The organism is Nocardiopsis tropica (genome assembly GCF_042660575.1).
GTDB lineage: Bacteria > Actinomycetota > Actinomycetes > Streptosporangiales > Streptosporangiaceae > Nocardiopsis > Nocardiopsis tropica.
In genome coordinates, this window is record NZ_JBHSUF010000008.1 from 251,089 (window position 1) to 263,021 (window position 11,933).

The window sequence follows — 11,933 nt, forward strand, 5'->3', positions numbered from 1 at the left end:
ACGGTCCGCAAGGATTGGCCGTGTACGGGGAGGACCACCATGGGACTTCGGGAACGGAAGAAGCAGGCGACCCGCCGCGCACTCCAGGAGGCGGGGATACGCCTCACCCTGGAACGCGGGCTGGAGAACGTGACGGTCGAGGAGATCGCCCTGGAGGCCGACGTCTCGACGCGCACCTTCTTCAACTACTTCGCCACCAAGGAGGAGGCCCTCCTCGGCGACGTCCCCGCGACCCCCGACGAGCAGGTGCGGCAGGCGTTCGTCGACGGCGGTCCCACGGGGGACTTCGTCGAGGACCTCATCACCGTCCTGATCACGTTCCTGGTCAGCACCGAGGACCTCGCCACCCAGCGCGCGGACATGCTCCTGCGCAAGAAGCTCACCGAACGCGAACCGCAGCTCGTGCGCGGGCTGCTCGCCCGCTTCCACAACGTGGAGGTGGAACTGGCCGGGGCCATCGCCGAGCGCACCGGCGCCGGCCCCGACGACGACCGGCCGCAGCTCCTCGCGGCGGCCGGCATGGCGGTGATGCGCCACACCATGAAGCGCCTCCACTACTCGGAGAGCGAGGAGCCCGCGGACGTCCGCGCCAAGATCCGCGAGGCGCTCCGCCACCTCGGAGAGGCCTTCGCGCCCCCGTCGCGCGAGGACTGAGCTCCGGGGCGAGCCGTCCCTCCCAGGTCTCCCGAAGGCGAACGGAACCCTCTATGGCCACCCCCGGACCCACCCGGCTGCGCTGGATCCTCCTGACGATCATCCTGACGATGCTGCTGGGCTCGCTCGACCAGACCATCGTCGCCACCGCCCTGCCCACGATCGTCGGAGAGCTCGACGGCCTGGAACACCTCTCCTGGGTCGTCACCGCCTACATGCTCGCGGCCACGGTCGGCATGCCCGTCTACGGCAAGGCCGGGGACGTCTTCGGCCGCCGCCACGTGTACGTCTTCGCGATCGCGGTGTTCCTGCTGGGGTCCGTCCTGTCCGGCCTGGCCCAGGACATGACCCAGCTCATCGTCTTCCGCGCCGTGCAGGGCATCGGCGGGGGCGGGCTGATCATCAGTGCCCAGGCGATCATCGCCGACGTGGTCCCGCCCCGCGAGCGCGGCAAGTACATGGGGGTCATGGGCGCGGTGTTCGGCGTCTCCGCCATCGCGGGACCGCTGCTCGGCGGGTTCTTCACCGACCAGCTCGACTGGCGCTGGATCTTCTACATCAACCTGCCGCTCGGGGCGGTGGCGCTGGTCACGGCGCTGGCGGTGGTCCACCTGCCCCGGCCGGCCGGCCCCCGGCCCCGCCTGGATTACGCGGGCACGGCACTGCTCGCGGCCACGAGCGTCTGCCTGGTGCTGGCGACGAGCTGGGCCGGGCACGCCTACGCCTGGCTCAGCCCGCAGATCATCGGCCTGGGCGCGGGCGCCCTCGTCGCGGGCCTGCTGTTCGTCCTCGTGGAACGGCGCGCGGCCGACCCCGTCATCCCGCTGCGCCTCTTCCGGGACCGGGACTTCGTCCTGACGGCACTGGTGGGGATCACCGTCGGCATCGCCATGTTCTCGACGGTCGCCTACATGCCCACGTTCCTCCAGATGGTCGGCGGGGCGTCGGCCACCGAGTCCGGCCTGCTCATGCTCCCGATGGTGGCCGGGATGCTCACGAGCACCATCACCACCGGACGACTCATCTCCAGGACAGGCCGCTACAGGCACTGGCCGGTCATCGGCACCGCCCTGATCACGGTGGGCCTGGTCCTGCTGTCCCGCATGACCGCCGACACCCCCTACGCCTTCAACGGGACGGCGATGCTGGTCCTGGGGTTGGGCGTGGGCATGGTGATGCAGAACCTCGTGCTGATCGTCCAGAACACCGCCCCCCGCCGCGACCTGGGGGCCGCGACGTCGGCGAACAACTACTTCCGCCAGATCGGCGCGTCCTTCGGCATCGCCGTGTTCGGCTCGGTCTTCGTGTCCCGCCTCGACCGGCGGATGGAGGGCGCGCCCGGTGGCGGCGTGGAGTTCGCGGGCGGGGAGGCCGGGATCAGCTCCATGACCCCCCAGCTGCTCCGGGGCCTTCCGGCGCCGCAGCGCGAGTTCATCGTCGACGCCTTCGCGGGGGCGCTGCCGCCGATCTTCCTCTACGCGGTGCCCGTGGCCCTGGCCGGCTTCGTGCTCTCCTGGTTCATCTCGGAGAAGCCCCTGGGCACCAGCCTTCCCGGTCACGACCCCGCGGAGTCCGTCGGGCCCCGGCCGGACGCCGGGGCCGGGGACGGCGGGGACACGGGCGCCGGGGATCCCGGCACGTCCGGCCGGGCGGAGGGAACCGCCGAGGAGCTGCCCACCGGCAGGGACTGACCTCCGGGGAACGCCCGGTCTCTCCCCGGGGCGGCCGCGCCGCACTCGGGGGCCGCCGTACGGGTCGGCCCGGCCCCGTTCGGGCCGAATGTGCCCCACGCCTCAGGAACGCCGTGGGACTCCGTCCCGTCGAACCCTTCACGGGGGTGTCCGGACACCCCCGGCCGCCCCTCCAAGGGGGTCGGGGGGATGTCAGGGGAGGGCCAGGGCTGTCCCCGATGGGAATCGTCGTGGGGAGCGGGCATGGTGGATACATGAACGAGAACTACCAGAGCAAGCGGTTCCGGCGCAGCGGGACCGACCGTTACCTCGCCGGCGTCTGCGGCGGTATCGCCGAGTTCCTCAAGGTCGACTCCAACCTCGTCCGGCTGGTCCTCGTGGTACTGACCTTCTTCGGGTTCAGCGGTGTCTTCGTGTACATCCTGGCCTGGCTGGTCATGCCGGCCGCGAACGAGCAGCGCTCCATGCTGGAGCAGATCATCCGCAACTTCCAAGGAAAGCCGAGCGAGAACTGATGTGGACCCTCAGGGCACACCCGGGCTGGGAACGACGTGAGCTCCGCACCCCACGGGAGGAACGCGAGGCCGAGGAGGCCCGCGAACCCTCCGTGGAGAGCTGCGGCGAGCGCTAGGGCGCGTCCGGCCGACGCCCGCCCCGCCGAGAGAGACGGGCGGCACCCGCCGGAGGACGCCCTAGGGCCGCTCGGTGGCGTCCATCCGCGCGATGGTCTCCCCCGAGAGCCGTGACCAGGGGATCGCCAGGAGCACGGCGAAGCCCACCCCGAGCACACCGGCCGAGACGATGACGACGCCGGTGCCGAAGAACTCGGCGAAGAACCCGGCGATCAGGATGCCGACGCCCTGCGCGGCCTGGAGCCCGGACGCGACCAGCCCGAAGGCCAGTCCCCGGCCCTCCTTGGGCACGCACAGCACGAACGCCGCGTTGGCCACGAACTGGTAGGACCCCGCGACGCCGCACAGGGCCAGTGCGGTCACCATCAGCCACAGCGGCGGGTCGAACAGCCAGAGCAGCAGCGGTACCGACGTGAGGACGGCCAGGGGGCCGAGCAGGCGCATCCGGGTCGGCGGCGGGACCAGGCGGGTGAGGACGAACCCGCCGAGGAACGCGCCGATCGACGAGCCCGCCATGATGAACCCCGCGGCGGCGGCCCCCGCCCCGATCTCGGCGGCCATGGGGTTGGCCAGCCCGTAGGGGATCATGTAGAGGCCGGCGAGCCACGCGAGCAGCGCCAGTGTGCGCAGCCGCGGGTCGCCGAAGACGAGCTTGGCCCCGTCGCGCGTCATGGCCGCGAACCCGGGCCGCTCCTCCTTCTCGCCCCGGGGCGCCGGGCGGGCCTTCACGCCGATCAGCACGACCGTCGCGGACAGGACGAAGAGGATCCCGGTCGACATCACGGTGATGTTGGGCCCGACGTGCGCCACGATCACACCGCCGGCGACGAGCCCGGCGAGCATGCCGATCTGCGAGGTCAGCTGGATGATCGCGGTGCTCGCGACGTAGCGCTCGCCCTGGATGATCTCCGCCATCATGGCCGCGCGTGCCGCCGCGAAGGGGATCGACGGCAGCACCGAGCAGAACAGCAGGAGCCAGATCGCCCAGATCGGCATGCCGGGGATGCCGATGAGGACGATGACCGCGGCGCGGGCGAGGTCGCAGATGACCATCACCCTGCGCCTCGGGAAGAGGTCGGCGAGCCCCGCGATCAGGGGGCTGATGATCGGCGGCAGGAAGGTGAGGGCCAGGGTGACGCCGGCGGCGAGCGCGGAGCCCGTCACCTGGAAGACGAGGATGCTGGTCGCGATGTTCAGCAGGTTGCTGCCGATCATCGAGAGTGCGTGGGCGAGCCAGACGGCGCGGAACTCGCCGATCGCCATGACGTCGCGGTAGCTGCTCCGCCAGTCGTCCTTGCCCGGGCCGGCGGGGGTCGCGTTGTCGGGGGCGCTCGAAGACTCGTGGTCTCCGTTGTCAGGTGTGTTGTCGAGGCGCGGATTGGCCACCCGGCACTCCCTTACTGTTACAGGGTTGAAATCACGCTGTGTCGTGTCTCAATAACCAACCGTTCCGGAAGGCGGGCTTCCTCGCAAGCCACTTGGGCAAATTCGTGTCTGATTCGTTGCTGCGGGTAATGAACGACGGGTGGATTCAGCAATCTCCCGGCCAAGTCGTGTACGGAACGTTTTTGCTGGTGACAATATGTACACAGGCGATCCCCGTGGCGGCCCGGCGTGTCGGGCGCGGGCGAGTCGTTCCCGGATGTGTACGCAGAGCACCGAAAATGGGACCCCGTACCGAAAAAAGCGGCCGGAGTTTCGGATTCCGGCGGCCCCGCTCAGCCCCACCCCAGTTCGGTCAGCCTGGCGTCGTCGATCCCGAAGTGGTGGGCGATCTCGTGCACCACTGTGACCAGGACTTCTTCCACCACCTGCTCGGGGGTCTCGCAGATCGCGCAGATGTTGCGACGGTAGATGAAGATCTGGTCCGGGAGCACGCCGAAGTAGGTGTCGCCGCGCTCGGTCAGCGGGATGCCCTCGTACAGGCCGAGCAGGCCGTCGGGGGACTCGTCCTCCACGCTGATCACCACGTTGTCCATCAGCCGGGACAACTCGGTCGGGATCTCGTCCAGGGCGTCGGCGACCAGCTCCTCGAAGGCCCTGCGTGTCAGTTCCACCACGCCTGCCATTGTGCTGCCTGCCGGTGGGGGAGGGAAGCGGCCCCCGGGCGGCATAACACTCTGGAAAGGGAGGAAATATTGGGATCGACCCCCGTCAGCGGCATGATGGTGGTGTGTTGTCTTGGGAAGCGATCCGCGGTCACGACTTCCGTGGGGCCCTCGCGCGGCTCCGCGCCGCCCTCGACCGGGTGCGCGCCGGACGCGCGTGGCGGTGGGGGTGCGTCGTCGCCGCCGGGCTCGTCGGGGGGTGGCTCGGCCTTGCGCTGGGCGGGCAGGTGGTCACCCCCATCGGCCCTGCCGACGTCACCCTGGGTCTGACCCCCCAGTGGCGCGGCGAGACCGTCGTCGACGTGGCCCCGCTGGGCCAGCTGGCCTTCGACACGCACAGCGCGCCCCTGAAGCTGGAGGCGACGATCTCCGACATCCGGCTGTCGGCGGCCCAGGAGATGTTCGCCGACCCGGAGGCCATCAACCGGATGGCCGCGGGCATCGGATCGGACCTGCGCGACGGCGTGGTCGCGCTGCTGGTCCGCGCGGCCCTCGCGGCGACCCTGGGCGCGGCCCTGATGGGCCTCCTGCTCTTCAGGAGCGCCGGGCGTGCCGCGGGCAGCGCTGCCGCGTCCCTCGCCGTCCTCGTGGCCTCGGGCGCCGCCGCCGCCGGAACCTTCAACCCCAGCGCCATCGCCGAGCCCCGCTACACCGGCCTCATCGCGGGGGCCCCGCAGGTGGTCGGCAGCGCCGAGGAGGTGGTGGGCCGCTTCAGCCAGTACCAGGAGCAGCTCGCGGGCCTGGTCGGCAACGTCGCGATGCTCTACGAGGCCACCTCGACCCTCCCCGTGTACGAGGAGGACGAGACGGTGATCCGGGTGCTGCACGTGTCCGACATCCAGCTCAACCCCGCGTCGTGGAGCATCATCCGCACCCTCCGGGAGCAGTACGGGGTGGACATGGTGGTCGACTCCGGGGACATCACCGACCGGGGCAGCGCCACCGAGGACGTGTTCGCCGACGAGATCGGCAAGCTCGACGTGCCGTACGTGTGGGTGCGCGGACAGCACGACTCCATGGGCACCCAGCGCGCGGTGGAGGCCCAGTCGAACAGCGTGGTCCTCGACGGCGCCGTCGAGGAGGTGGGCGGGCTCACCTTCTACGGCTCGGGGGACCCCCGGTTCTCCCCCGACGCGACCCGCCTCAACCCCGACGCCGCCGGGGTGGCCGCGCAGGGCGAGGAGGAGGCCGGCGAGGTCATCGGCTCCCGCGAGGACGTGGACGTGGTCCTCATGCACACGCGCACGCAGGCCGAGGCGTTCGACGGGGTGGCGCCCCTCGTGCTGACCGGCGGCGACCACCTGAGATCCACCGAGCTGACCGACCTCGGCACGAGGTTCCTCGTCCAGGGCTCCACCGGGGGCGCGGGGCTGCGTGGCCTTGATCACGGTCCGGACCGGCCGACCCCCTACCAGGCGTCGGTGCTGTACTTCGACGCCGAGAGCGGGCGCCTCCAGGCGCGCGACGACATCGACCTGGGCGGCATCGGCCTCACGTCGGCCCAGGTCGAACGGCACATCGAGGGAGAACCGGACCGCCCGGTCGGGGACCCCCCGCAGGTACCGGCGACGGAGGGCGACGGGGACGGCCGCACACCGTAGCGCCCGGGCCAGGATCGGCGTTCCCGCAGGTGGCGGACGTCTGGCCCGGGTGGGGGAATCGCTTTGGTGTTGGTGGGAATCTCCCCTATGCTTGACCTGTCACACGGGCCCCCATCGTCTAGCGGCCTAGGACGCCGCCCTTTCAAGGCGGTAGCGCGGGTTCGAATCCCGTTGGGGGTACGACGCGGTTCGAGCACTGCCGGGCGTCTGGCAGAATAAGAACCGCGACAACGCGCCGGGGCACGTACCGGGCGCGACAACAGAACAAGGTCCTGTGGAGCAGTTAGGAGTGCTCGCCACCCTGTCAAGGTGGAGGCCGCGGGTTCAAATCCCGTCAGGACCGCCGTCGCCGAGCGATCGGCGAGTGCGGCTAGGTAGCTCAGTTGGTACGAGCGTCCGCCTGAAAAGCGGAAGGTCGGCGGTTCGACCCCGCCCCTAGCCACAAATCCACTCTGACCAGCGGTAGCGCCCAAGCGGACCACTGCGTAGCTTTGGCTACACCGCTGGATCAGAGGAAAACTATGGGATCTCCCCAACGGGCCTCTCGCGCCCCCAAGGATCTCGATGCCGGGCCCCTGGCCCCCGAGATCGGCTCTTTCGAGCTCCACCTGAACGCCGAGAAGAAGTCCCCGAAGACCATCCGGACGTACTGCGAAGCCGCAGCATGGATGGCCGCCACCCACATTCTCGCGCCCGCCGCCAAGACCCCCAAGGGCAAGGGCCGGGCCAAGCCCGCCACCGGCCTCGGGGTCGGCAAGGACGACTGGGCCGACGTCACGAGCATGGACATCCAGCGCTGGATCGTCTGGCTCCTGCAGCACTACTCCGACTCCTACGCCAACAACCAGTTTCGCGCGCTGCAGCAGTTCTTCAAGTGGTACGCCGCCGAGGAGGACCTGCCCAACCCCATGGTCGGCATGAAGCCGCCCAAGATCGACGAGACCGTCGTCCCCATCTTCACCGACGACGAGCTGGCCGCGCTCATCGTTGCCTGCCGGGGCCGCACCTTCCAGCAGCGCCGCGACACCGCCATCATGATGTTCTTCTGCGACACCGGAGTCCGACTGTCCGAGTTGGCGGGTCTCACCCTCGACGACATCGACCTGAAGGCGCGCGAGGCCCTGGTCACCGGCAAGGGCGGCAAGCAGCGCACCGTCCGGTTCTCCTACGACGCCGCCCGCGCCCTGGACCGGTACCTGCGCGAGAGGGCCCGCCACCGCGAGTCCCGCCGCCCCCAGGTGTGGCTGGGCATCCGCAACCGCCCCCCGATGACCGCGAACGGCGTCTACCAGATGGTCGCCCGGCGAGGTTCGGAGGCCGGTGTCGAGGTGCACCCGCACAAGTTCCGGCACCACTTCTCCCACCGCTGGCTCGACAAAGGAGGAGCGGAGGGCGACCTGAAAGAGCTGAACGGCTGGTCCTCCGACCAGATGCTCCGCCGGTACGGACGCTCCGCGGCCGGCGCCCGCGCCCGCCGTTCCTACGACCGCATCATGGGGAACTGACCCGACACATGAAGTCCCCTGGCCTTCCGGTGAACCTGAGGGGCGCGGCAACGCATTAGGTCAGTTGCTCACTTTGAGCGGCTTGGCGAGGCGCTCGGCTGGGACTTCTCCGCCGGGCGCCTTTCTGCTTGGTCACCCCGCAGGTTCGTGCGTGCCTCAGGAGCTGTCTTCTAACGTTCGGTTTCTACTCTGCCGCCACCGGCGGACGCGGCAGACCGTAACGTGCATCGATCCAGGGCTTGTGTGGCTTTTGCCCCTGCGTGTGCCCCCGGATTCACCCGTTCTCGATCACACGGGTTTGGTGCCCTCCGGGCGGGGCCATGACCTGTCCGCCTACCGCTGCCCTGGCTGCGAACCGGTTCGCCCGAACCGCCTTCGCGCCGCCCCCGGGCGTGGTAGGCACACCCGGGTCGCTCTTCCCGGCCCCGGGTTCCCCTTGACAGGAGCACGTGTTGATCACCCAGCAGTACGGCGATCTGGAGATTGCCTTCACCACCAGCTTCACCAAGGTCTTCAACAAGGTAGAGGACAATTCCTGGCCCGCCGTGTGGCGGCCCAACGTCCCCCAGGGCTGGTTCTGCTTCGGTGAGATGGCCACCCACAGCTTCGAGGATCCCAACGGCAAACGCGGCGCGGTCATCGCCCGCGACCTGACCGGCGGGCAGATCCTCAAACCGGTCACCCAGCTCGAAACCATCCGGTCCGCATCCTTTGGCAGCATGAAGCTGTACGACATGGTGCGGCCCGTCGCGCCGAGCGGTTACGCCGCCATGGGCGACTTTTTCACCAACCTCAGCTCCATGTTCTACCCGGACGTTCCGGCACCGGACTTGAGCCGGATCGCGGTGGTGTCCAAGTCCTACCAGGGGCGTTCCTACGTGCGCGCCTCGGAGATCGCCAGCAGGATCCACTCCCAGGACGCCAACTTCTCCTCCGGTGCCGTGGGCATGTGGGAGATCGGAGCGCCGCTGCTGCCCGGTGACGACCAGGGCGAGCGGCTCCTGCTGCCCGTGGGCACCTTCACGGTGGTGGGCCATGCCGACAAGCCCTCCCCCACTGCCTCGACCTACACCCTGGACCTGCCCGCCGTGGTGGACAAGCTGGACGTTCCCGGTACCCCGCAGCTGACCTCCTACGCCCCACCGCCCCAGGAGCAGGTGCTTATCGACCGCACCGTGACCATCCCGTACTTCATGGTCAAGGACGCGGGCCGTGACGAGGCGTGGAAGGTGGCCAACTCCCCCTTCTACAAGCTCCAGCGCAAGCGCCACTTCGAGCTGGTCAAGCACGTGGACTACCAGGGAGCGGGCAGCGGCAAGATCTCCGAGGCCGTCAGCGAGGGCGTCACCGAGGAGAAGGAGGAGACCTTCACCGAGACCACCGGGATCACCGTGAGCGAGACGGTGGGCGTGGAGGCCTCGGCCGGAATCTTCGGGATCGGCGCCTCGGCCTCGGCCAGCACCACCACCTCGCAGTCCATCGAGACTGGCTACAGCAGCCGTTACAACGTGGCCACCATGCGCGAACGCACCGTAACGGTTGAGTATGAGGTGCCCGCCAACCACGCCGGGGCGCTGTGGACCGACGAGCACGAGCTCATCCCCATCCGCGGCGACGGATCGGTGGTGGTCACCACCGGCCTGGCCTTCCCTACCAACAACTACGTGGGCCGCGCCTACCCGCCGCTGTCCTCCAACCCCGTCACCGTGATCGACAGCAGCGCGGCCGGTGCGCAGAGCCTGGAGGAAGCCGACCCGAACCTGTTCCCGGGTCTGACGTCCGAGGCGCTCGAGGCGGCCCGCCAGGGGCAGCAGGAGACGGCACCCGTCTAACCCCTTCCACACGACAGCGCCTCGGCCCTCCCGCCGAGGCGCTTTTTCGTGTGCGCGGCTAGTGGTGGGGCACGAGCAGCCCGGCGGCTTCGAGGCCGCGCACGACACGGTGGTCGACCGGGGCGTCTCCCTCGCCCCAGAAGCCTGTGCCGTCGTCGGGCAGTGCCTCCCATGTCCGGTAGCCCCAGACCTGCAGAATGAGGTCTCGGGGCTCACCCCACAGGTACCGGTCGTACCCCCGGATCACGCCGAGGTTGGTGGCTGCTTCCCAGACGGTGATGAGGTAGCCGGTGGGGGTGGGGTAGAGGGTGAAGCCGGACGGGCCCTGGGGGGTGTCGTCGATCACGATTGACATCGTGGGCTCGTCGAGGCCGGGCCTGTACAGACGGTAGCGGGTCCGCTCGGGGGCGGAATGGGCGGCCGGGGCTGGGGCCGTGTGTCGGTAGCCGGTGCGGTCAGTGAGGCATCGCCCGGTGCGCGGGCGGGGAATCCCCTGTGGCGCATGGGTTTCGGGCTCGGATGGGGGCATCGCACATCCCCTTTGACGTACGTTTCACCTGGTAGTCGAGGCGGGGAACACATCGTACGTGCCTTATGTGACTCATGCCACAAATTGAGTCGACCGATTTTCTACCGGATCGTAGGATCACCCTGCGTGGCTCTCGCAGTGCGCTGGCGGCCCTGCTCTTCCAGGAACGCCCTGCCCGCGTGCACCATCACCCCGAGCATCTGGTGGGTGAGCATGTCCACCTCCGAGGGTGACAGCCCGTCCAGGCCGGGGACCGACTCCAGGTCCAGGGGGATCATCATCTGCTGCGGCTGCCCGTCCGCGCTGCGGACGCTGAGCCAGAGCTGGTGGGCGCCGTTGGGAAGCGTGCGCACGTGCGCCTGCGGGCTCTCCTCGGCCAGGGGCATGGGCTGACCGCCGGCCAGGATGGCGTTGATCGAGCCGGGGGCCCAGGCCAGGGCCGTCTCGATGCTCTTGCGGGTGGAGGTGCTGATGCGGGCGGTCCCCCTCCGGGCGCGCCGGATCGTTTCCGGGTGCAGGCCGGAGGCGTCGGCCAGCTCGTCGAGGTTCATTCCGCGCTCGTCGACGCGCTCGTCGATGTGGGTCCGCAGCGCCACGCGCTCGGGCGGCTGCTCTGGGTCGTCGTGGGGAAGGTGCCGAGACATGGCCACCACGGTACACCTGTGGACCCCACAGGGACCCCACTTGGACCCCACTAAGACCCCATTTTGAACGGGCGTCCAACTCGAATCCCACATCTGCTGTCGTATAAGTCCTGGTAAAGGCTGCCTTGTGGTGCTGGGGATGCAGTTGTGTACCGCAAGTACCCCGCAAGTGCGTGTACAAAGTGGGGTCTTGCGGGGTAAAGTGGGATCATGAAGGAGCGAAGGTCACCGACGACCAGCCCAAGAAAACGCCCCGCCAGTCGCGTCTTCGACCGGCACACGTTCCGGGAGCTGCTCGACGACAAGGGTCTCTCGATCCTCGACTTCTCCGAACTCACCGGACTTTCGTACTCGGGTCTCCGCAAGATCGCCGTCGGCACCCGACAGCCCTCACCCCACGTGTACCGGATCATCATCACCCACCTGCGCCTCGGCGAAGGATCGCTGAGAGTCCCCGCCGACCCCGCACCACCCCGCAAGGACGCGGCGTGATGGGCCACGAGCTGAACGGCCGCATCGGCGCACTCGAGTCGTGGTCGCGCACAACGGACCGCGCTGCCCGCACTGCCAAGGCGCGCAAGGCGTCACCGGCATCCGTCGACTACTGGATCGACCGGGTCGACGACGCCATCACCGACCCCCACCAGAGGCGCAAGGCAGGCGAAGAGGCCCACCGCGCCTACATGCTCCGCCTGGCCGCTGCCAGCGCGAAGGCACGCCGCAAGACCGCCTGACCC

General features: G+C 69.4%; 12 protein-coding genes and 3 tRNA genes. 11 read left to right on the forward strand and 4 right to left on the reverse strand.

Annotated elements, in window-relative coordinates:
- The first annotated feature begins 39 nt into the window (after positions 1-39).
- From ACFQBR_RS15190 to ACFQBR_RS15200, 3 genes are all read left to right on the forward strand, one after another.
- A complete protein-coding gene (locus ACFQBR_RS15190; protein ID WP_344176783.1) occupies positions 40-654 on the forward strand; it encodes a TetR/AcrR family transcriptional regulator in 615 nt (204 codons plus the stop codon).
- A gap of 53 nt (positions 655-707) precedes the next feature.
- A complete protein-coding gene (locus ACFQBR_RS15195) occupies positions 708-2,345 on the forward strand; it encodes an MDR family MFS transporter (protein WP_344176784.1) in 1,638 nt (545 codons plus the stop codon).
- A gap of 254 nt (positions 2,346-2,599) precedes the next feature.
- Positions 2,600-2,860, forward strand: coding sequence for a PspC domain-containing protein (locus ACFQBR_RS15200; protein WP_267947006.1), 261 nt, complete (start codon positions 2,600-2,602; stop codon positions 2,858-2,860).
- A 177-nt stretch (positions 2,861-3,037) separates the two neighbouring features.
- Here ACFQBR_RS15200 and ACFQBR_RS15205 read toward each other — a convergent pair whose 3' ends face one another.
- Together ACFQBR_RS15205 and ACFQBR_RS15210 are read right to left on the reverse strand one after the other, a co-directional pair.
- Complete coding sequence (locus tag ACFQBR_RS15205; RefSeq protein WP_344176786.1) at positions 3,038-4,363, reverse strand: MFS transporter; 1,326 nt, start codon at positions 4,361-4,363, stop codon at positions 3,038-3,040.
- 332 nt (positions 4,364-4,695) lie between these two features.
- On the reverse strand, positions 4,696-5,046 hold the full coding sequence (locus ACFQBR_RS15210; RefSeq protein ID WP_267947004.1) for a metallopeptidase family protein: 351 nt from the start codon (positions 5,044-5,046) through the stop codon (positions 4,696-4,698).
- Positions 5,047-5,153: 107 nt separating this feature from the next.
- On the opposite strand from ACFQBR_RS15210, the gene ACFQBR_RS15215 reads away from it, so the two are divergent.
- From ACFQBR_RS15215 to ACFQBR_RS15240, 6 genes are all read left to right on the forward strand, one after another.
- Positions 5,154-6,686 carry a metallophosphoesterase family protein gene (locus ACFQBR_RS15215; RefSeq protein WP_344177044.1) on the forward strand — a complete coding sequence of 511 codons (1,533 nt, stop codon included), beginning with the start codon at positions 5,154-5,156 and terminating at the stop codon, positions 6,684-6,686.
- A 107-nt stretch (positions 6,687-6,793) separates the two neighbouring features.
- Positions 6,794-6,866: transfer RNA gene (locus tag ACFQBR_RS15220), tRNA-Glu, on the forward strand.
- A gap of 88 nt (positions 6,867-6,954) precedes the next feature.
- Positions 6,955-7,029 (forward strand) — tRNA-Asp (locus tag ACFQBR_RS15225).
- Between the two features lie 25 nt (positions 7,030-7,054).
- Positions 7,055-7,128, forward strand: a tRNA-Phe gene (locus ACFQBR_RS15230).
- A 79-nt stretch (positions 7,129-7,207) separates the two neighbouring features.
- Positions 7,208-8,191 carry a tyrosine-type recombinase/integrase gene (locus ACFQBR_RS15235; RefSeq protein ID WP_344176788.1) on the forward strand — a complete coding sequence of 328 codons (984 nt, stop codon included), beginning with the start codon at positions 7,208-7,210 and terminating at the stop codon, positions 8,189-8,191.
- Positions 8,192-8,643: 452 nt separating this feature from the next.
- A complete protein-coding gene (locus tag ACFQBR_RS15240) occupies positions 8,644-10,023 on the forward strand; it encodes a hypothetical protein (protein ID WP_344176790.1) in 1,380 nt (459 codons plus the stop codon).
- 58 nt (positions 10,024-10,081) lie between these two features.
- On the opposite strand, the gene ACFQBR_RS15245 is transcribed toward ACFQBR_RS15240, so the two are convergent.
- Complete coding sequence (locus ACFQBR_RS15245) at positions 10,082-10,369, reverse strand: hypothetical protein (RefSeq protein WP_344176792.1); 288 nt, start codon at positions 10,367-10,369, stop codon at positions 10,082-10,084.
- A gap of 284 nt (positions 10,370-10,653) precedes the next feature.
- On the reverse strand, positions 10,654-11,196 hold the full coding sequence (locus ACFQBR_RS15250) for a helix-turn-helix domain-containing protein (protein ID WP_344176795.1): 543 nt from the start codon (positions 11,194-11,196) through the stop codon (positions 10,654-10,656).
- Between the two features lie 210 nt (positions 11,197-11,406).
- Between ACFQBR_RS15250 and ACFQBR_RS15255 the strand changes: the two genes are divergently transcribed.
- Both ACFQBR_RS15255 and ACFQBR_RS15260 read left to right on the forward strand, forming a co-directional pair.
- A complete protein-coding gene (locus ACFQBR_RS15255; RefSeq protein WP_344176797.1) occupies positions 11,407-11,688 on the forward strand; it encodes a helix-turn-helix domain-containing protein in 282 nt (93 codons plus the stop codon).
- Positions 11,688-11,930 carry a hypothetical protein gene (locus ACFQBR_RS15260; protein WP_344176799.1) on the forward strand — a complete coding sequence of 81 codons (243 nt, stop codon included), beginning with the start codon at positions 11,688-11,690 and terminating at the stop codon, positions 11,928-11,930. The genes ACFQBR_RS15255 and ACFQBR_RS15260 overlap by 1 nt, the downstream gene beginning before the upstream one ends.
- Positions 11,931-11,933: the final 3 nt, after the last annotated feature.